The 20,165-nt window shown below is 36.6% G+C and carries 16 protein-coding genes; 8 read left to right on the forward strand and 8 right to left on the reverse strand.

What is annotated here, in order from left to right; genetic code table 11:
* Positions 1-4: 4 nt before the first annotated feature.
* The 4 genes from malQ to QNJ66_RS04940 form a co-directional block, all read right to left on the reverse strand.
* On the reverse strand, positions 5-1,513 hold the full coding sequence (gene malQ / locus QNJ66_RS04925; protein WP_300503591.1) for a 4-alpha-glucanotransferase: 1,509 nt from the start codon (positions 1,511-1,513) through the stop codon (positions 5-7).
* Between the two features lie 120 nt (positions 1,514-1,633).
* A complete protein-coding gene (locus tag QNJ66_RS04930) occupies positions 1,634-2,026 on the reverse strand; it encodes a Fur family transcriptional regulator (protein WP_300503593.1) in 393 nt (130 codons plus the stop codon).
* Positions 2,027-2,174: 148 nt separating this feature from the next.
* Positions 2,175-3,257 (reverse strand): AI-2E family transporter, encoded by a 1,083-nt coding sequence (locus QNJ66_RS04935; RefSeq protein ID WP_300503595.1) that lies wholly within the window; start codon positions 3,255-3,257, stop codon positions 2,175-2,177.
* A complete protein-coding gene (locus QNJ66_RS04940; RefSeq protein WP_300503597.1) occupies positions 3,247-5,184 on the reverse strand; it encodes a S9 family peptidase in 1,938 nt (645 codons plus the stop codon). The genes QNJ66_RS04935 and QNJ66_RS04940 overlap by 11 nt, the downstream gene beginning before the upstream one ends.
* Before the next feature lie 223 nt (positions 5,185-5,407).
* On the opposite strand from QNJ66_RS04940, the gene QNJ66_RS04945 reads away from it, so the two are divergent.
* Positions 5,408-6,457 carry a D-alanine--D-alanine ligase family protein gene (locus QNJ66_RS04945; protein ID WP_300503684.1) on the forward strand — a complete coding sequence of 350 codons (1,050 nt, stop codon included), beginning with the start codon at positions 5,408-5,410 and terminating at the stop codon, positions 6,455-6,457.
* A gap of 111 nt (positions 6,458-6,568) precedes the next feature.
* On the opposite strand, the gene QNJ66_RS04950 is transcribed toward QNJ66_RS04945, so the two are convergent.
* The gene (locus QNJ66_RS04950; RefSeq protein WP_300503599.1) at positions 6,569-6,937 is read right to left on the reverse strand and encodes a hypothetical protein; all 369 of its coding nucleotides are present in this window, start codon (positions 6,935-6,937) and stop codon (positions 6,569-6,571) included.
* A gap of 73 nt (positions 6,938-7,010) precedes the next feature.
* Between QNJ66_RS04950 and QNJ66_RS04955 the strand changes: the two genes are divergently transcribed.
* Positions 7,011-7,292, forward strand: a complete 282-nt coding sequence (locus tag QNJ66_RS04955; protein WP_300503601.1) for a DUF6439 family protein — start codon at positions 7,011-7,013, stop codon at positions 7,290-7,292.
* A gap of 439 nt (positions 7,293-7,731) precedes the next feature.
* Here the strand turns inward: QNJ66_RS04955 and QNJ66_RS04960 are convergent, their stop codons facing one another.
* Positions 7,732-8,184, reverse strand: coding sequence for a DNA-binding protein (locus QNJ66_RS04960; RefSeq protein ID WP_300503603.1), 453 nt, complete (start codon positions 8,182-8,184; stop codon positions 7,732-7,734).
* 559 nt (positions 8,185-8,743) lie between these two features.
* On the opposite strand from QNJ66_RS04960, the gene pulA reads away from it, so the two are divergent.
* A complete protein-coding gene (pulA, locus tag QNJ66_RS04965) occupies positions 8,744-11,443 on the forward strand; it encodes a pullulanase-type alpha-1,6-glucosidase (RefSeq protein WP_300503605.1) in 2,700 nt (899 codons plus the stop codon).
* A gap of 250 nt (positions 11,444-11,693) precedes the next feature.
* On the opposite strand, the gene QNJ66_RS04970 is transcribed toward pulA, so the two are convergent.
* Entirely contained in the window at positions 11,694-14,402 is a 2,709-nt protein-coding gene (locus QNJ66_RS04970) for a CHAT domain-containing protein (protein WP_300503607.1), read from the reverse strand.
* Positions 14,403-14,598: 196 nt separating this feature from the next.
* Between QNJ66_RS04970 and ilvN the strand changes: the two genes are divergently transcribed.
* From ilvN to QNJ66_RS04995, 5 genes are all read left to right on the forward strand, one after another.
* Entirely contained in the window at positions 14,599-15,120 is a 522-nt protein-coding gene (ilvN, locus tag QNJ66_RS04975) for an acetolactate synthase small subunit (protein WP_300503609.1), read from the forward strand.
* Positions 15,121-15,193: 73 nt separating this feature from the next.
* Complete coding sequence (locus tag QNJ66_RS04980; protein ID WP_300503610.1) at positions 15,194-15,418, forward strand: Calvin cycle protein CP12; 225 nt, start codon at positions 15,194-15,196, stop codon at positions 15,416-15,418.
* A 132-nt stretch (positions 15,419-15,550) separates the two neighbouring features.
* Positions 15,551-16,636 carry an RIP metalloprotease RseP gene (rseP, locus tag QNJ66_RS04985; protein ID WP_300503612.1) on the forward strand — a complete coding sequence of 362 codons (1,086 nt, stop codon included), beginning with the start codon at positions 15,551-15,553 and terminating at the stop codon, positions 16,634-16,636.
* Between the two features lie 57 nt (positions 16,637-16,693).
* Positions 16,694-17,380 (forward strand): PAP/fibrillin family protein, encoded by a 687-nt coding sequence (locus tag QNJ66_RS04990; protein WP_300503614.1) that lies wholly within the window; start codon positions 16,694-16,696, stop codon positions 17,378-17,380.
* Positions 17,381-17,607: 227 nt separating this feature from the next.
* Positions 17,608-18,000 (forward strand): hypothetical protein, encoded by a 393-nt coding sequence (locus QNJ66_RS04995; protein ID WP_300503616.1) that lies wholly within the window; start codon positions 17,608-17,610, stop codon positions 17,998-18,000.
* A gap of 245 nt (positions 18,001-18,245) precedes the next feature.
* Here QNJ66_RS04995 and QNJ66_RS05000 read toward each other — a convergent pair whose 3' ends face one another.
* Entirely contained in the window at positions 18,246-20,057 is a 1,812-nt protein-coding gene (locus QNJ66_RS05000; protein WP_300503618.1) for a 2Fe-2S iron-sulfur cluster-binding protein, read from the reverse strand.
* Positions 20,058-20,165: the final 108 nt, after the last annotated feature.

The following is a 20,165-nucleotide window of genomic DNA, read 5'->3' on the forward strand; positions in this document are numbered from 1 at the left end:
ACATTTAAGAGCGAAGTCTTCCGTATAATTCGGTCATCTTATACAAATGTTCTGTTAATTTGGGGGTCAACATTTCCTGACGATATCGCCACTCCCAGTTACCAGCAGCTAAACCTGGGGTATTCATACGACAATCACTTTCTGAACCTAAAATATCCTGTAAGGGGAACACTGCTTGATTCGCTACTGAACCCATAGCGCAAGCAACTAAACCCCAATGTATCCCTTGAGGAGAAATACCCCCTAAATAATCTGTCACCTTAGTCCGTTGTTCAAAATTTCGGGCAGAAAACCAGCCCAGGGTTGTATCATTGTCATGGGTTCCTGTATAAACCACACAATTGCGATTGTAATAATTGTAGGGTAAGAAAGGATTAGACTGATCCGAGTCAAAAGCGAACTGTAATATCTTCATCCCTGGAAACTGATACTTGTCCCGCAAAGCTTCTACTTCGGGGGTTATTACCCCTAAATCTTCAGCAACCACGGGTAAGGTTCCTAATGTGTCCTTGAGACGAGCAAAAAGGGCATCTCCAGGGGCTTGTAACCATTGGCCATTGATTGCAGTCTTTTCTCCTTTCGGAACCGCCCAGTAGCCTTCAAAACCTCGGAAATGGTCAACCCTGACCACGTCATAATATTCTAAAGTACCTTTAAACCTTTCAATCCACCAACTAAAACCAGTTTCTTGAAGTTTTTGCCAATTATAAACGGGATTACCCCATAATTGACCGGTCTCGCTGAAATAATCCGGGGGAACCCCTGCCATTAAGTTTACTTCTAAGGTTTCTGGGTCAACACAGAAAATATCAGCATGGGACCAAACATCTGCGCCATCGTAGGCTACATAGATGGGAATATCGCCAAAAATGCCAATATTTCTGTCGTTAGCGTATTGTTTTACCCGTTTCCACTCACGCACAAACTCAAACTGGAGAAACTTATGATAGAAAATTGCCTCTGCATACTTAGCGCGATAAGCGTCTAAAGCGTGGTTTTCCCTTGTAGCAATGTCTCGATCCCATTCAGACCATGCTTTTTCGGGGTTATCGTCATGGATAGCCATGAATAAGGCATAATCATCTAACCAGTAGGTATTAGCATGACAAAATTGCTCAAATTGTCCTCTTAGTTCGTGAAAATTGCCATTTTTAAAGGTATCACTCGCTTTTTTGAGTAAAGGAAACTTATGCTTAATGACTAAATCATAATCGACTCGATCGTCCGGAAGAGTTGGATAAGTATCTAAGTCAGCTTGATTCAGTAACCCATCTCCACAGAGAATATCAGGACTAATTAATAGAGGGTTGCCGGCAAAAGCAGAATAGGATAGGTAAGGAGAATTGCCAAATCCTGTTGGTCCCAAGGGTAATACTTGCCATAAATTTTGCCCACTAGCTGCTAAAAAGTCAATGAAGCGGTAGGAACTTTCACCTAAGTCACCAATACCAAAGCGACTGGGTAAAGAGGTTGGGTGCAACAAAATCCCACTAGCTCTTTGATAAAATGTCATGAATATTTATGCCTTACGTGAGGTGTAACGATACTCTGCACACTGTATTATAGGGCATTGTTGAATGCTGAATAGTTGGGGGGTTGAGCCTTTGTAATACTTCTTAATAGAGAAAATTAGTTAAGGAACAGATTTTGCATGACATTGATGACATCGGCCAAAAAATTCTAATGTATGGTAGTAGACTTGGAAGTTATAAGTCTTCTCTAATCGCTCTTCTAAATTTTGGATAGGACACTCATTGATCGCGAAAGATTGACCACAACTAACACAATTTATGTAGTGTTGATCGTGAGAAACTAAACTGTAAAGTGCCTCTCCACTGCTTAAAGTTCTTGATTTCACAATTCCTTGAGCTTTTAAGGCTTCCAAGCCACGGTAAACTGTTGCTAGTCCTAAAGGGTGATCTCTATTTTTGAGTTCTATATATAAGTCCTGGGCAGAAATAGCATCATTTAATGACTTTAGTACCCGAATAATTTTTGTTTGGGAACGAGTATATTGAGCTTTCATGATATTTTAACAGACATTTTATTTTTTGTTTTAGATATCGTGATATGCCTATTTTAGCATAAAAGATAAAATGCCCAAAAATACCTCTTAATTCACTTAAAATCAAGGAGTAATTTCATTGTTTCTGTTTCTTTTTCTAAAGAGCAGTTTAGTCTATTTTTGTTATTGGTTTTTCTGCTTCTAATTTGGGAATTAAATAAAGATTTTGTAATAATACTCCTGCCCCAGCAACCCAAGGAGGCAAAATTAATGCTCCTAAAATTCCTAATAGTTGAACCCCACTTAAAACAGCTAATAATTGATACAAGGGAGGGACATTAACGGAGGAACCAACTAATAAAGGATCAAGGACATAAGTTTCTACATTTTGGATAATTAAAAATAATAAAAGTACCCAAAGAAATAACCATCCTCCTTGAGCAACCGCTACAATTAAAGCAGGAATAGAACCTAAAACGGGACCAAAGAAAGGGATTAAATTAGTAATTCCAGCAATGGTTCCCAAACCCAAAGCGAACTCACCAATTCCTAAAAATTTTAAGCCCAAACTAACTGCTAAACCGAGAATAAAAGAAACTAATAATCTTCCTTGAATATATCCACCCATTCTTTGACTAACTGGTATTACCTGCGCTTTTAATTTCTCATTCCAAGGGGTAGGAAATAAACTGACAATACCATTAATTAATTTTTGGGAACCTGATAACATATAACCCGATAAGAGGATTGCTAAAAACACATTTAAAATTCCTCCGACAATACCCCGCGTTAGATCACTAACCCCGATTAATAATTTTTGACTTGATTTGAATGTCCAAGATACAACAGATTGTAAATTAAATTGTTGATTAATAAATTCTAGTATTTCTGGTTCTGTAAACCCTTTATTTGTCATGAACAATTCAATTTGTTTGTTTAATGTTTCTATGTATCCTGGTAGTTTTTCTAATAAAAGTTGAAGCTGTGCAATTATAGTTGGACCCAATAATAAGCCTATTCCTGTTAATAATAATATCAACATTAAATAAACAGAAATAACAGAAAACCAGCGAGGAGTTCCAACATTTTCAACACTTTTCACTAAAGGACTTAAGGTAGATGCAATGACAATAGCAATCATCAAAATAATAATTAATCCTTTTAGTTGCCACAATAATAATAATAAAAATGCAGCACTACCAATGATTAATAAATTAGATAAAGAGAGGGCTATTTTTTGTTTAGTAATCATAATTTAAAATAGTAATAGGTTGTAAAGTTTCAGCAGTAGTAAACTTAAAAATACGAGAATAAAAATAAAATTCGCTATCTAAAGCATACTTGATATTATCGGCTTGCCGAAACCCGTGTTGTTCCCCTTCAAAGGGAACATACGCCACTGGAATTCCTTTTTTTGTAAGAGATTCTAACATCATTTCTGCTTGATTTGGAGGCACTACTTTATCCTCTAATCCTTGGAAAAATATTACAGGACAATTTAATTTATTTGTAAAATTAATGGGCGATCGCTGTTCATAAATTTCTTTTTCTTCGGGGTATTTACCTATTAACCTATCTAGGTAACGAGATTCAAATTTATGGGTATCTTTAGCCAATGATTCTAAATCACTCACCCCATAATAACTGGCTCCTGCTTTAAAAGTATCATCAAAAGTTAAGGCTGCTAAAGTAGTATAACCGCCGGCACTTCCCCCCGAAATAGCCAAGCGATCGCCGTCTACTTTACCTTGATTAACTAAATATTTTGCTCCATTAATACAATCATTTACATCAACAACACCCCAATTTTTATCTAACCGTTGACGATAAGCTTTTCCGAACCCTATACTTCCCCCATAGTTAACATCAAGATAACCAAATCCTCGACTTGTCCAATATTGAATTTTCAAACTGAAACTAGGGTTTGCTGCTGCTGTGGGACCGCCATGACTTTTTACTAATAAAGGCGGTAATTCTCCATCAGGAAAACTATAATCTTTATTCTGGGGAGGATAATACCAAGCATAAGCATTTAATCCATTTTCTGTGGGAAATTCAATCAATTCTGGTTCAGAAAAATAACCATAATCAAGATCAATATTGCTAGAAGTCTTTAATATTTTAGTTTGACTTAAATTCAAATCCAAATAAATAACAGATGTAGGGTCTATTGTCGATGAACCAATGAATACAACCTTATTTCCATGACTATGAAGAGAAGCAATATTACTATAAGGAAGTTCTAAAATACTCAGTTGTCTATCAGGAATATTTAAAGTTCCTAAATACCAACGTCCATCCTGAGTATAAGTACAGATAATTTCCTCTTCCGATATAAACGTATAAGTGGATAATCCAAACACCCAATGAGGATAAGAAAATTCAGCAGTTAAAGGAAAAATAGGGACGTTATTAACCTGATTTTTGTAACAATAAAGATTAGACCAGCCAGATTTATCACTGACATAATATAATTGACAATCTGGCGACCACTTAGGTTCATTAATAGACTCATCTATGTCCCCTGCAATCCATTTTATATCCTTTAATGAGCCATCACTTTCTATATTACCTAACCATAATTTTGTTCCATCCCAAGGCATATTAGGATGATTCCAACTAATCCAAGCAAGTTGTTTGCCATCTGGACTTAAACGGGGAGAGGAATAAAAATCATCCCCTTCTATTAGTGTATTTATTTCTCCAGTAGTGAGATCAATAGCAACAATTTTATTTTCACATTCCCTATCAATAAAACTATGATCTTCACAGACACTAATTAAGCGATTATGAGCATTATCTAATATAAAATCAGCGTAACGAAATTGATTATCAGGGGTTAAAGGTTTAGCTTCTTCATTAGGTAACTTTTGATAGAGACGTTGATCTTGAAAATTAACAAAATAAACAACCCCATTACTCACTAAAAAAGAACCACCGCCATATTCATGGACACGAGTACGAACATTAAAAGGTTGGGTCGTAATCTCTGTAATTTGACCATCAGAACTATATTTAACCAAAACATTTCGTCCCTTTTCTTGGGGTCTTCCTTCTAACCAATAAACATCATTATTATCGAAAAAAACACCGCCTAATCCAATACTTTTGGCAACAATTAAATCAGAAGTGATCGGCGATTTCCAAGAACCAAACGGAGCTATTGTAGGTGATGACATAATAAGAGTTTCAAGGATTTAAAATTTACAATACTTGTAAGTATTTAGCAGTCAGTATTCATCTTTCAGCTAGTACATGAAAATGCTAAGCATTCGTTTAATTCTCTAAATTCCTTCCAATACTTTACCTTATTTTAAGCTAAATTAAGTTTAGGGAACGTCAAACCCATAACAAGGGTCAATTATAACGATAATTAAGCAGAAAAGCATGGGAGTAGTGGCAATGGCTAAAATACGGGTAGGATTATTATTCGGTGGAAGATCAGGAGAACACGAGGTTTCCATCAATTCGGCACAAGCTATTGCTCAAGCGTTGCAAACAGGAGATAATAGCAATAAATACGATATTATACCCGTATATATCCAAAAAAATGGTGTTTGGATCGCAGGAGACACAGCAAATCAAGTTCTAGAAAGCAAAACCCCTCTCCCTCCAGAAGACACAAACCCCTCTCAATTATGGCAGTTTCCCTCGCAACTTCAAGATGTAGAGGTCTGGTTTCCCGTTTTACACGGTCCCAATGGAGAAGATGGCACCATTCAAGGGTTATTAACCTTAATGCAGGTTCCTTTCGTGGGCAGTGGAGTGTTAGGATCAGCCGTGGGTATGGATAAAATTGCTATGAAAATGGCCTTTGCTCAAGCTGGACTGCCTCAAGTTAAATATCAGGCCGTTGAGCGATCGCAAATTTGGTCTAACCCCTGTATTTTTCCTAAACTCTGTGACGATATCGAAGCAGCGTTGGGCTATCCTTGCTTTGTTAAACCAGCTAATCTGGGGTCATCGGTGGGTATTGCTAAAGTGCGATCGCATTCCGAGTTAGAAGCAGCTTTAGATAGTGCAGCAAGTTACGATCGACGCATTGTTATCGAAGCAGGAGTTAACGCCAGAGAGTTAGAATGTGCTGTGTTAGGGAATGATAACCCCAAAGCTTCTGTGGTGGGAGAAATTACTTTTGATAGTGATTTTTATGACTACGAAACTAAGTATACAGAAGGTCGTTCTCAGGTACATATTCCTGCTAATTTACCAGAAAAAATTGTTGCTCAAATCCAAGAAATGGCCGTCCAAGCGTTTAAAACTGTTGACGCTGCTGGTTTAAGTAGAGTGGACTTTTTCTATGTACAAGAAACCGAAGCCATTTATATCAATGAAATCAATACTTTGCCAGGATTTACTAAATTTAGTATGTATCCTCAACTATGGCAAGCAACAGGTATCAGTTTTGAAGAATTAGTTGATCAATTACTACAATTAGCCTTAGAAAAATAATTAATATTGGTTCTAATCTTCCCACACTCCCCATACTCCCCATAATCCCCATAATCCCCATTTCATTAATTTTTCCAGCTTAACCGAGTAGTTATTAAGTTATGACTTCATTCACCCTGCCCAAGTTTTTAATAGCCATCCGACAACAACTCCTAAGCCACCAAAGCGAATAATTTGCCAAAATACTTCACCTAATAATCCCTGACGAATTCCCTGCCAGAATAGAGTATTGAGGTCTTGATCGCTTAATAAAGTAGTTTCTAGATCAATGATTAACTCTTGCAATTTTTCATTTATCTTCTCTACTTCTGCGGTATCTTCTGGAGAAACAGTGTTTAATCTTTCTTCTAAGTCTAATTTTTGCTTTTGTGACTGTTGAACCTGTTTATGACGTTCTTTGAGTTTGAGCAGCGATCGCTCCACTTCCATCAAAGTTGTTTCAAATTCTTCGTCAGGGTTTGGGGACTGATTCGATTCCATAGAAAGACAGTTATTCGGTAAACTTAAGGTAGAGCAGTGTTTAAATTGCTCTCTTATTATTTTAAACTTAACCATGTCTTCTATGTCTCAAGTTTCTCAAAGCGAGTCACTACAATCCGCTTCTTCCCTAGAATTAGCTCAAACTATAGCGCAACAGTTAAGTATTACCCCCAAAGATTGGCACCGTCTTAAAGGCGATCGCCAAGCACAAGCGAAACAACAACTGGCCACAGCTTTAGTATTTTTACTCAACAATGAACCTGATGAGGCTTTAGCCCACATTAATCAGGCCGCTGGATGGTTAGATCGTTCCGTTTCTCCCCTTCCTTGTCCTGGCCATGGACCCAAAAGTTAGTCGAGAATTCAAGTAGGGTGGGCAAGTTAGAAACTTATAGCAGTTCCCATACTTGTGATCTACTGAGTTTTCTAGTTTTAGGAGTTAGGAGTTCGGAGTTCGGAAGCGCGATATTAAGTGTACATATTGAGTCCAACAAACGCTATATCTGGACTACTTAATATGTAGAAAATTTTGCCCACCTTCCCAAACTGGTTTTTAATACTCCTTGATAAAACAGTCTTTCAGGGAGAATGTAAGCAGAAATGTTTAATATTGAAGCAAAATTTTGAAATATGTTCTGATAAAGGGTATGATCCAGATGGATTAACAACTTGTACAAACTAAGGTGAACAAATGAAAAAGCTCATTTCTTCTCCATTAAATTTTAGCCAGTGATTCTATCAAGTTCACTGGTTTCGTTTTTTCTTATAATATTTCTGCATAAGCTTTAATTAAATTAAAAAACCTCAATAAAGCTGTTCATTTCCAAAGGAATATCAGGATCAATATCAAACCATACTGTTGCGCCACAGTTTTTCTGGTGTTCTGGATCATAAATCAGGCGGCCAACCCCTGGAATTTTCACCTCATTACACAAGAAACTATGTCCCCCCATTTTCACGGTAATAACAGGGTGATCGGTCTTATTCATGTTATTCGACCTGATTATCGTCTGATTAACATGAATAAAGGTGTTGATTGTTTGTTTTTGTACTCGCCAGCGACCTTTTGGCCCTTTATTTTTACGGCTTATTTTCGGCATTCCATTAGAAGATACAGGGATTTGCCAGCGACCATTTTTTTTATAGGCTCCTTCAATACGACCGTCCATAGCTAGTTTTCGGACACGCTGAATGGATAAGTGAAGTCGACAAGCAGCTTTAGTTGTTCCAATATAAGTTATTGTCATTTTACTATTGCGCAACAGTTAAAATCATTATATAGCAGTTCCCATACTTGTGAGGTACACAGTTTTCTAGTTTTAGGAGTTCGGAGTTCGGAGTTCGGAGTTATATATGAGGTGTACCTCATGACTGTGGGAAATGCTATATATCACCACGAGTGACGAATAGATTGACACTCCACACCTTAAAAGTGCGTGGATTCTTAAGAGACAAAAATCATGATTAGGGTTAGCCAAAAACCCCCTAGACACTCGCTCAAAACTGAGTCTGTGCTTACTTTTAAGCAAAATATTGGCACTTCCGTTAATATCGCTAGAAACTAAATGTTTATCTTTTGTTCGATACAAACCCCGTTTAATTCTTTTGCCAGAAAACTTATGTTTACCGGGGTTATCGGCATTGTAAACTTAGAGGGAGTGGGAAGGCCCTAAATGCCGGACTAAACATGACCGTGACATTAACGCATCTCAAAATACTTTAGCCGCAAAGTAAACCTTAACAATCATGGGAACTAAAATGATAAATTTCTACAAAGAAATTAAAAGAATACTACTATTGAGTATTATGTCTTTGTTAACCATATCAATGGTTAATTGTTTTTCAAATTCGGCCTTAGCCGATAATTTATCCATTCAAGATCGTCGGGGATTTTGGCTAGAAGAGTCAATAATTGCGTGGAATAATGACAATGCTGCAACCTATGAACTCTTGTATGATCCTGATAGTAATCTAACCATTCCTAATCGTTCGGGGTCAGGAATTTCTCTAAACAGAGAGGGCAGATTATCGGGGAACAATTACCCAAAATTTCCTAATTTGGATAACTATTTAGCCTTGCGTATTCCTAACGATCAATTATCACAAGTCAAAGACATCCTCAAAAGTCAAATAGCCATCGCAGCTTATGATAATTCGGGAAACTTAATCGATAGTACAGGTCTACAAATCCAAGGGGTTCTCGATGACTTATACGCCTATTCTGGGGAACTTGGGGTCATTTATAACGATGGCATACCAGAATTGAAAGTATGGGCCCCCACAGCGCGATCAGTTATTCTCCATCGCTTTAATGATAGTAACTCGGCCACCACTTCCGAAGACACTGCCATGAACTTTGATGAGAATACCGGTGTTTGGAGTCTGACAGGCGATCGCAGTTGGGATAAACAATATTATCTTTACGAAATAGCAGTTTATACTCCCAATACTAACCGCATCGAAACCAATTTAGTCACCGATCCCTACTCCATTAGCTTGTCCCAAAACAGTCAACGTAGTCAAATTTTAGATATCTACAACGATCCTACCCTCAAACCGGATGGTTGGGATAGCTTTAGCAAACCTGCCTTTACCGTACCCGAAGATATGGCTATTTATGAAGTTCATGTCAGGGACTTTAGCAGAGACGATCAAACCGTAGTCCCCAAGGATCGGGGAAAATTTACCGCTTTCACCTACGATGGACGTAATGGCAACGCCCCTTTATCAAAAGGAATGGAACATATTATTAACCTTGGCCAATCAGGGTTAACCCATATTCATCTCCTACCGGCCTTTGATATTGGTTCGGTGAATGAAGATCCGAGTCAAGTTCAAGATCCTGACTATAAAGAACTCAACCAATATAGTGCCAACTCCGATCAACAACAAGGGAAGGTTGTCCAAACCCAGAACCAAGATAGCTTTAACTGGGGTTACGATCCCTATCATTATGGGGTTCCCGAAGGCAGTTACGCCACCAATGCTGATGATACCACTCGCATTATAGAATTCCGCAAAATGGTACAAACCCTCAACGAAAATGGGTTACGGGTGGTGATGGATGTGGTGTATAACCATACTTTTGCCAGTGGGTTAGATCAGACTTCTGTTTTTGATAAAGTGGTTCCTGGTTATTACTATCGCTACGATAATAATGGGAATTTACGCAATTCTAGCTGTTGTTCCGATACGGCCGCTGAATTTTCCATGATGGACAAATTAATGGAAGATACCCTAGTTACCTGGGCCAAAGCTTACAAAGTTGACGGGTTTCGCTTTGATTTAATGAACCTTCATCCCGTGGAAACCATGACTGCGATCAACGATCGCATTCATAAATTAACCCTAGATGATGATGGAATTAACGGTCAAGATATTTATTTATATGGGGAAGGTTGGGATTTTGGTTCGGCCAAAGAAAAAGGAATCCATTACGCTGCTCAATTTAACATGGCAGGAACTGGAATAGGAACCTTTAACGACAGAATTCGTGATTCTCTTCATGGTGGATATGACCAAGATCCCCTACAAATTCGTCATCAAGGGTTTATTAATGGTCTATCCTACGATTGGAATGGCTATGAATATAACAACCGTTATCAAGGAGATTTACGCTATTTCATGGACCGTTTAAGAATTACCTTAGCTGGTAGTTTACAGGATTACGAAATTATTGATCAAAATAATGATCGGGTCAAAGGACGAGATTTAAACGGAACCGGATACACAAAAGATCCTCAAGAAAGTATCAATTATGTCTCGAAACACGATAATGAAACCCTCTATGATTTGAATGTTTTTAAACTCCCCTTTGGAGAAAGAGGTGTTCCTTTCACCAGTATGGATGAAAGAGTGCGAGCGCAAAATATGGCCTTAGATGTAATTGGGTTTGCCCAAGGAATTCCCTTTTTCCAGATGGCCAGTGATATGTTACGCTCTAAGTCATTAGATCGGGATAGTTTTAATTCGGGAGACTGGTTCAACCGAGTGGATTTTAATTATCAAAACAATAATTTTGGCGTAGGTTTACCCATTGAACAAAATAATGGAATTCGTTGGAATATTATGAGACCATTGTTAGGCAATAATGATCTTCAACCTGGTTTTGATGATATTAACAAAAGTGTTCAACACCTAAAAGAAGTTCTCGCCATTCGCAAAAGTTCTCCTTTATTTCGCTTAGAAACTTCTGAGGAAATTAAAAATCGTGTTCACTTTCATAATATGGGTTCCAATCAAAAAGATGGACTGATTGCTTTATCTATTGTGGATAATACGGGTGAAGATTTAGATCCCAATTACGAGTATATTGTTGTCTTATTTAATGCCAACAAAATGACTCAAAATATTACCATTTCTGAGACTCAAGGAATGGACTTATCTTTACATTCTGTACAACTTAATTCTGAAGATAATGTGGTTAAAAATGCTAATTTTAACGGCAATAATGGGGAGTTTAGTATTCCGGCAAGAACCACAGCCGTTTTTGTTAGTGTAAATTAACTAATATCAACTTTGAATTTTGGTTAAATCAGAGATGCCAAAATAACAAAGAAGTCCACCCAAACAAGCCAGGAGCATCCCATTTTTACAAAAAACTTATCTTGGAGTTTGACCAAACATTGAACATTGAACATTGAACATTGAACATCTTTCATTTTGGTTTCAAGCCTCTCCCTTCAGGGAGAAAGAAGTTTGGGAGAGGTTTCAAGCCTACTTCCAAACGAATGATAAATGATAAATGAAATGACTTTTACAACCAATTTCCCACTAAAGTATAAGCTGACCAATAAAAAGGATGTCGATACCAACGATTTTTTAACATTGTTAATTGTGCTTTTCTTAACGCTTCAGCTTTGGAAAATTTATTAGTGGATAATTGTTTATAAAATTGTCCCATAATCACCGCAGCAGCTTGATCATTAACAGACCATAATGTGGCTAAGGTACTCCTGGCCCCGGCACGGACAGCAAACCCTGCTAACCCCAAGGCAGCCCTAGTATCTCCTGATGCTGTTTCGCAAGCACTTAAGATTAATAGTTCAATGGGGTTGCTTCCTCTCGGGTCATTTTCTTTGAGTAATTTTTCTAATTCTAAGACATTAATATAACTATCCCACGCAACGATAAATGTTTGTTCAAAGTCAGAACTAAATTGACCATGAGTAGCAAAATGAACAATGGGAAAGGAGTTATTTTTAAAGACACTTTTTAAATTATCTAGGGTAAATTCTTCATTAAGTAAAGCAATATTAGGTACTTTTTTCTGAATGGATTTTAATTCCTGTTCTACATAAAATAAAGGAACAAAATCATCTTGTTCAAAGGCTTCTGTTAGTCCCCCAAATAGTGTCTTTAATCCTCGATTTTGTAGGGGCTTTGGGGATAATAAAGTTAGTCCAGGACTCACTGCAACTTGATAGTTTTCAATCAGATATTTTTTACCATCGTATAAAGCACCAATTGGAGCATTTCTAAAGACTCCATCGGGAACAAATACTAAGGTCTCAATTTGCAATTTTTGTAGAGTTTCTTGGAAAGGTTTAATTAACCATTCAAAGAGAATTTTTCCCTCGTTAAAAAATTCTCTTTGACTTCGTATGACAATATTATAGCGAAATTGTTTAACTTGTTTTTCTAATTCTTGTTGATTAATTTTAGTGATATGAATTGCTAACGATTGATCGGGTAAACTGACTAAAACAGCCAAGCGATCGCTTAAAATAATTGGATAAATAATAGCAGCCTTAGGATCGATTTCTGAGACATCTATTTCTTTATTTTCTACACAAATATCATTAAAAAAGTTGTTGATTTGTGCTACTTGTAAGGCTTCGATTTGTTGGCGAGCTTGTTCTAAGTTTTTTTCTTCAACAATTTGTTGATTATTTCTAGGTAATAATATATTTAGTAATTCTCGATAAACTGGCTCAACTTTTTCCTGAAAAGAAAATTGATTATTTCTATTATTAGTTAAATCAACTGTGAGAGTTTGCAAATTTCTTACCGCCTCTAAATAAGCTGCGATCGCTTCTTCTTTCAAATTTAAGCGATACAAAATCCTTCCTAGTTGCCACTGCAACATATAGGTAGTATTAGGAATTTGTTTTGACTGAGCTTTTATTAATGCTTGTTCAGTAAACTCTTTAGCTTTTTTATTTAATAAATTACTGCTGAAATTGATTTGATAACTATCAGAAAAAAAATAATTATTGCTACACTTATATACATCAGCAATTGAACTGTTATTATTTTGACAAGTTTGATTGATAGCTAATTTTTCATAGAGTTTACCTAGATCACCAACAGCATAAATAAGTCCTTTTTCATAGTTAAGCATTTCAGCATTTTTTTGAGCATTATTTAATAACTTTTCAATATTTTTCCAGGAAGGCAACAAATCATAAATATTAGCTAGATTACTCCATTTTAGTAAAAGATTAGCTAAAAAAATTTGACTATCAACTTTAGTTTGATTCAAAGGTAATTGTAATAAAATCTTCTCTATATCAGTGAATAATTGTTGAGATTCAGTCCAGGATTTTTCTGTGATAAATAAATTGAGTTGAGTTAATTGACCTTTTAACCTACCCTCAAGATTAGGCGCAGTAATAATAGCCTGCTGATAACTATCTTTTGCGCCTTCAATGTTATTTTGTAACTCTAAAACTTGTCCTATATTTAAGAAAATAGATGATTTTTTTTTCTGAGAAGAAACTTGAGCTAAAATGTTATCTAGTATTACTTGAGAACTTTCCAAACTACCCTTTTTACGTAAAATTTGCGCTAAACTCAACCATCCTGCTTGTTGTAAAGAAGTTAAATTATTTGACAAATAATAGGTTATATCATCAACAGTTAAATCATCACATTCTAATCTGTTATTAATTAAATTATCCGCTAATTTTTTACAAGCTTGTGTATATAATCCTAAAGCTTGTAAAGCCCTAGCTTGATTAATATTAGTGCGTAAAATACCAGAATTATGCTTAACCTTTTCATAACTAGCTGTAGCCTGTTCCCAACTCGAAAGAGCAGCCAAAGGGTTGCCCTTACCTAAAAATAAAGTACCTTGAATATTAAAAGCTTCAGCCAAAATAGGAGTAATTTTATTGTCCTGTGGTTGAGACTGTAATAACTCCAAACTTTTATTAATAGAACTATCTGCTTGTTGCCACTTTCCCAAATAACTATAAGCTAAAGCCAGATAACTTAAAACTCGACCCTGACCAAGAATATAACCTTGTTTTTCATAATCTTCAATAATGGTTAACCAAGTATCAATAGCGCGGTCGACTTCTCCTTGTTGATACCATTCCCTTCCCTGTTGTTCCTGCTGTAGCAAAACGGGAGAAACAGCCATAACTTTATTCCAAGAAATATTAGACCAAGAAAAAGTTAAAATAAAGCTCAACAATAATAACAACAAAAAACGAAATAATGAACCAATAATCAACAGCATTTTAACCGTGCCACTCCTCTTCCCCTCTAAAATAGCACGCCTTAAAATCTAGAGATTTTCTATAAAATTTTCAGATCCTCAACAGCAGCAAGTTAGTTTAAGATTAAGAGAGGGTAAATATATATTTTTTAGTCCGTCCTCTGCGCTCAAAACCACTCTCTACCCGAAATAATTGTCAAAGATTGAAACAAAAACAATGAAACATACCCTTTCTGTCCTAGTTGAAGATGAAGCAGGTGTTTTAACCCGTATTGCCGGTTTATTTGCCCGTCGTGGGTTTAATATTGAGAGTCTAGCCGTCGGACCGGCCGAACAAACAGGAGTCTCCCGCATTACCATGGTGGTACCTGGAGACGATAGCTCCATTGAACAGTTAACCAAACAACTCTACAAATTGATTAACGTTCTCAAGGTTAACGATATAACCCAAACCCCTTGCGTAGAAAGGGAATTGATGTTACTAAAAGTCAATGTGAGTGCGGCTAACCGTGCCGAAGTGATAGAAGTCGCTCAGGTTTTCCGTGCCAGAATTGTCGATATTTCCGATGATACCGTTACCATAGAAGTTGTGGGTGATCCTGGGAAAATGGTGGCCATTGTGCAAATGTTAAACAAGTTTGGCATTAAAGAAGTTGCCCGCACAGGAAAAATTGCCCTAACCCGTGAATCTGGGGTTAATACAGAATATCTCAAGTCCCTAAAAGAGAAAGTCAGCTAATAATTTATCAGAGAAGAGGTTAACTCATCCTGATGAACTATAATCAATAGGAGTGTTTAAAAGATTAGCCATTATGACAGACATTAAGCAAGAAATTCAAAAAGAAACAGAAAACGCTAGAACCGTTTGTAGCACCGAAGGATCAAGCTCCGGAGACTGTGCTGCTGCTTGGGATGCAGTAGAGGAACTTCAAGCAGAAGCTTCTCACCAACGGGAAAAAGAAGTCCCCAAAACCGGTTTTGAAAAATATTGTGATGAGAATCCTGATGCTGTTGAATGTCGAGTTTACGACGATTAGGGAAAATGAGGCTTTTAGTAGCCCATTATCCCTTAAAGTCCTCTAAAATTCCTAGCAGTGGAGATTAACCATAATTTTCACTGCTTTTTTACCAAAAAACTTGTTAAATATTTGATAATCCCTTAGTTTATTATGTCAGTTTTGGCGGCGATCGCAGTTTTAGTCATATTAATTTTTGTGCATGAGTTGGGCCATTTTTCAGCAGCTAGGTTACAGGGAATCCATGTAACTCGTTTTTCCATCGGTTTTGGCCCTGTTTTGGCTCGATACGAAGGCAAGGAAACCGAATACACCCTTTGCGCTATCCCGTTAGGAGGATTTGTCGCTTTTCCTGATGACGATCCCGAAAGCGATATTGCCCCTGATGACCCCGATTTACTGCGAAATCGACCCATTTTTGATCGGGCGATCGTTATCAGTGCTGGAGTCATTGCTAATCTTATTTTCGCTTATTTCCTGTTAGTTGGACAAACTGCTACTGTTGGTATCCAAGATTTACAACCCGGTTTAATGATCCCTCAAGTGGATGAAAATTCCGCAGCTATGGTGGCAGGAATGGAATCAGGGGACATAGTAGTCTCAGTAGATAATCAATCTTTAGGCAACTTTCCTGAAGCGACGACAGTTTTTATTGATAAGGTTAAAAACGCTGCTGAGCAACCTTTAAAGTTACAAGTTGAGCGGGAAGAACAGATTTTAAACTTAACTGTAATTCCCCAAAGTAATGAACAAGGAGAAGGAAAAATTGGGGTTGGATTATTACCCAATGTTCAATTAAACCGCGCTCAAAATTTACTCCAAGCTTTCAGTTACGGAGCAGAAGCTTACCAAAATGTAACCGTATTAACTCTACAAGGATTTTGGCAATTAGTTAGTAATTTTCAAGAAAATGCTCAACAAGTTGCAGGCCCTGTTAAAATCGTTGAGTATGGTGCTAGTATTGCTCAAAATAATTTGGGTAATTTGTTTCAGTTTGGTGCTTTGATTAGTATAAATTTAGCTGTTATTAATACTCTCCCTTTACCAGCTTTAGATGGAGGACAATTAGTCTTTCTGTTAATCGAAGGATTATTCGGTAAACCTTTACCCTTAAAACTTCAAGAAGGAATCATGCAAACTGGCTTAGTTTTGTTACTTAGTTTGGGAATCTTCATTATCATTCGTGACACAGTTAATTTAGCAATTGTTCAAGAGTTAATTCAACAAATTGGACTGTAAATAATGATAATGGACAATGGACAATGGATAATTAATTAGTAAAGACGGGTTAAGGGTTTGGAAAAGAGAAAGAGATTAAAACAAGAACTACTGGAAAAAATTGGCGAGCTAAAAACATCTACAGATGTTAAATTTGGCTCTCCAATTACTGATGTGAACTTAGAAGCTACAACCGTTCAAGAAATTGAGAGGTTAACCGGAAAACTAGAAGCCCAAAACCCTAATTTATTTCCCTTACGTTATGCGGTTGAGCTTCTAGATGGAGTTTGGCACTTGCAATATTCAACCTCTAGGGAAATTCGTTCCTTAAGCAAGTTAAAATATGGCTTAAAAGTTGGAGGAGTTTATCAAGTTATCGATCTGAAAACTCAATCCTTTTTTAATCAAGCTTTTGTTAAACATCGTTTAGGATTAATATCAGGATATGTTCTCATAACCGCAACTTTTGAAGTAGCCAAACAAAATAACGCCCCACTCCCCGACAAACGATTGAATATCGACTTCAAAAAACGTTATTTAGCCATCGATAAAATTAGTGGTGTTACAACCCCTAAGTTAAATCCTCTTAAAATTGTACCAGCCCAAAATCCTAAAGGAAGAGTCCCAGTTTTTGATATTACCTATCTAGATGAAACCTTACGCATTGGTAGAGGAGGAGATGGAGGAGTCTATATCCTATCCAAATCAGATAATACAAATTTACCTGCTGTTGTCAGTGATCAGTTAGCAGTTACCAATGAATAATCAATAATTGTCATTCCTAGGTAACGAGGAATCTCTTGAACAATGGATAATGGACAATGAAAAAAATTAATTCTAAATTTGCGCATTCCTAAACTTTCATTCCGAGATGAGCAGGAGTCTCCCTAAAATTAATTTTTCTTTAATATTAAGTTTTGTTAAGTTACAATAAGAAATAAGAAGTGCGGACAGTAAGTCCGTAATACCTTAATGAAATTAATAAACCAGTTATGATAAAAAAAGTTATTGCACCAATCCTTGTACTTGCCTTTGCTATTACAAATTTAACCATTTTGGGTTTAAATTTAAAAAACTTAGCCCAATCTCGTATTGAAGATCAAGATTACTTCGTTAAGGTGGATCGTCAAGCTAATATAGCCATTGTTGAACCCAACTATGGTTACTTCTTCCATCCCGATCCAGACATCACAGGAGATCCTACAGGAGAAGTTTTATATGAAGCTTTGAGCAACATTGAGCAAGAATATGGGGTTAAAGAAACTAAAATGATTAGTTTTGAAAGAAAAGGCTATATCGTACCTAATTTATACGTTATTCTCAAGTCTAATCAACCTCAAGAAACCATCGCCAATAGTCAGTCTCTTGATCAATTGTCCATGTAAATATTCTTCCATAGCACTACGCATTATGGTTAGGAAGTTAAAGAGATTCCTCGTACCTTGGAATGACAGCTAAGGATATAAAAAATGTGCTAACTATAATAGCAAGCGATCGCCAAAAGTAAATTTTCGGCGATCGCTTTTTTAGGGTCTGTCTGCAAACTATTAGAATATTAAAAATAAACTATTTTCCCCCTCTGCTTCCTCTACCTCCCTCTACTAAGATTTTTGAACTTTGCAGACACATTCTAGGCATCAATAACGACTTTTCCTTCAGGATGAGCGATACAAGCTAAAATATAGCCATCTTCTGCATCACTCTGATCTAAACCATCGGGTTCACCTTCATAACGAATATTGCCTTCTAGTTTCTTAACTTTACAACTCCCACATCCTCCACTACGACAACTAGAGTCAACCTCGATCATTTCTTCCTCAGCTAAGTCTAATAAGGACATTTCTTCATTACAAAGAACCTCCTTTCCTGACTGTGCAAAAACCACTGGATAAGACGTATTATTACTCGAAACCTGAGCAGGTTTTGGTGTAGTATTATGACTATTGTTGGTGATATTGTTCTGGGGTGCGACAAAAGATGAATTATCATTTTTCTTTTGAGAAGATGGAGAACGTTTTTTCTTAGAACTTCCAAAACTTTCTTGATAATAGTTTTCCATCGGGAAACCTAATCCTTCTACTAAGTTTTTGACCCCTTTCATGAAACCATCAGGACCACAAACATAGATAACTCTTTCTTTATAATCAGGACAAATAGCCGGTAATAAAACCTCATTTAACCGTCCTTGAAAACCCCACCAAGGGTCTCCTTTTGTCTGACGAGTAATGGTTAAACCCAGATGAAAATTAGTATGATTTGCTGCCATCGCTTCGAGTTCTTTTCGATAGATAATATCTCTCGGACTTCTAGCACTATGGACAAAAGTAATATCTCTCTCTGCTACTGTATCTAAGGCCCAACGGGACATAGACATCATTGGTGTTATTCCACTTCCTGCCGAAATAAATAACAATTTAGTTGCATTATGATCAACACAGGTAAACTTTCCTGATGGCCCTGTAAGGGTTATTTCATCACCTACTTGAAGATTATCATGTAACCAATTAGAAACTAACCCAGGAGGTGCCTCTGGAACGTCTGCCGGGGGTGGTACTCGCTTAACGGTAATTTCTAAGGTATGGGGACGAGAAGGAGTAGAAGAAATTGAATAAGATCTCTTTACTATCTTATCATTAATATTTAGATTTAGGGTAACAAATTGACCTGGTTTATAATTAAATAGGGTGGGGGAAGTGCCGATGAAACGAAAGGTTTTAACATCCTGGGTGTCTTCAATGATATTAAGACAGCGAACGGTTATTTTTCCCTTATTCCACCAGTTGATTCCTTCTAGCTTGGGAGGTTTATATTCACCGATAGTCTGGGTATTTTTTTGAGGGTTTGGGGAAGTTTTATTTTCTTTTTTTGCTCTGGGTGAAGGAGGAGAAATAATGGTGCCATTAGCTCCATTTACACTAGAAGAAGCTGATTCTAGTTGATAGTTATTCAGTGTTGTTTTTGGGTCAATAATAATTGGATTTGATGGCTCTAATCTTTCGGTTTTTTTCTCAGTCGAATGGCGTTTTTTTCTAGTTAATGCTTTAATATTTTGCAAACTTCTTTTGTTGGATGACTTATTATTCTTTCTATTTTTACTTTTTCTAGATTTCATTTTTTTCTTAATCGGTAATCCATCGACAATTAAAACAAATTCACCGATACGAATAATATCATCTGTTTCTAAGGGATAGGTTTTGTTTTTTTTGACTGTTTCATCATTATATTGAGTAAGGTTTTTTTCTGTTAAATCTTGAAAGTAATACTTACCTTTATCGGTAAATAATTTGCCATGAATTTCCTGAACTTTAACACTAGGAAGCATTAACCCACAACTGGGAGAATTACCAATTAAACAACCCTCATCTTTCAGACGATGATCGCTTAATTCTAGTTCTTGATGTTCTAGGGGATGTTGCGGATTAAATAACTTAATTTTTAGCATGGCATTAACTAAAATCAAAAAGGAGGTAGAGGCTGAATCCTTCTGATTTTAGAATTCCCAAAAAATTGCTAAACTCAACATACTTAAGATATCTTTAGATTAATTCAG

It is taken from the genome of Crocosphaera sp., assembly GCF_030064895.1.
Classification (GTDB): domain Bacteria; phylum Cyanobacteriota; class Cyanobacteriia; order Cyanobacteriales; family Microcystaceae; genus Crocosphaera.

What these genes read in the sequence shown, in the direction of transcription:
- rseP (WP_300503612.1), top strand. Translation starts at nt 15,551, where the DNA reads ATGTCAGTTTTGGCGGCGATCGCAGTTTTAGTCATATTAATTTTTGTG.
- QNJ66_RS04955 (WP_300503601.1), top strand. Translation starts at nt 7,011, where the DNA reads ATGTCTTCTATGTCTCAAGTTTCTCAAAGCGAGTCACTACAATCCGCT.
- QNJ66_RS04995 (WP_300503616.1), top strand. Translation starts at nt 17,608, where the DNA reads ATGATAAAAAAAGTTATTGCACCAATCCTTGTACTTGCCTTTGCTATT.
- QNJ66_RS04940 (WP_300503597.1), bottom strand. Translation starts at nt 5,184, where the DNA reads ATGTCATCACCTACAATAGCTCCGTTTGGTTCTTGGAAATCGCCGATC.
- QNJ66_RS04970 (WP_300503607.1), bottom strand. Translation starts at nt 14,402, where the DNA reads ATGCTGTTGATTATTGGTTCATTATTTCGTTTTTTGTTGTTATTATTG.
- QNJ66_RS04930 (WP_300503593.1), bottom strand. Translation starts at nt 2,026, where the DNA reads ATGAAAGCTCAATATACTCGTTCCCAAACAAAAATTATTCGGGTACTA.
- malQ (WP_300503591.1), bottom strand. Translation starts at nt 1,513, where the DNA reads ATGACATTTTATCAAAGAGCTAGTGGGATTTTGTTGCACCCAACCTCT.
- ilvN (WP_300503609.1), top strand. Translation starts at nt 14,599, where the DNA reads ATGAAACATACCCTTTCTGTCCTAGTTGAAGATGAAGCAGGTGTTTTA.
- QNJ66_RS04950 (WP_300503599.1), bottom strand. Translation starts at nt 6,937, where the DNA reads ATGGAATCGAATCAGTCCCCAAACCCTGACGAAGAATTTGAAACAACT.
- QNJ66_RS04945 (WP_300503684.1), top strand. Translation starts at nt 5,408, where the DNA reads ATGGCTAAAATACGGGTAGGATTATTATTCGGTGGAAGATCAGGAGAA.
- pulA (WP_300503605.1), top strand. Translation starts at nt 8,744, where the DNA reads ATGTCTTTGTTAACCATATCAATGGTTAATTGTTTTTCAAATTCGGCC.
- QNJ66_RS05000 (WP_300503618.1), bottom strand. Translation starts at nt 20,057, where the DNA reads ATGCTAAAAATTAAGTTATTTAATCCGCAACATCCCCTAGAACATCAA.
- QNJ66_RS04960 (WP_300503603.1), bottom strand. Translation starts at nt 8,184, where the DNA reads ATGACAATAACTTATATTGGAACAACTAAAGCTGCTTGTCGACTTCAC.
- QNJ66_RS04980 (WP_300503610.1), top strand. Translation starts at nt 15,194, where the DNA reads ATGACAGACATTAAGCAAGAAATTCAAAAAGAAACAGAAAACGCTAGA.
- QNJ66_RS04935 (WP_300503595.1), bottom strand. Translation starts at nt 3,257, where the DNA reads ATGATTACTAAACAAAAAATAGCCCTCTCTTTATCTAATTTATTAATC.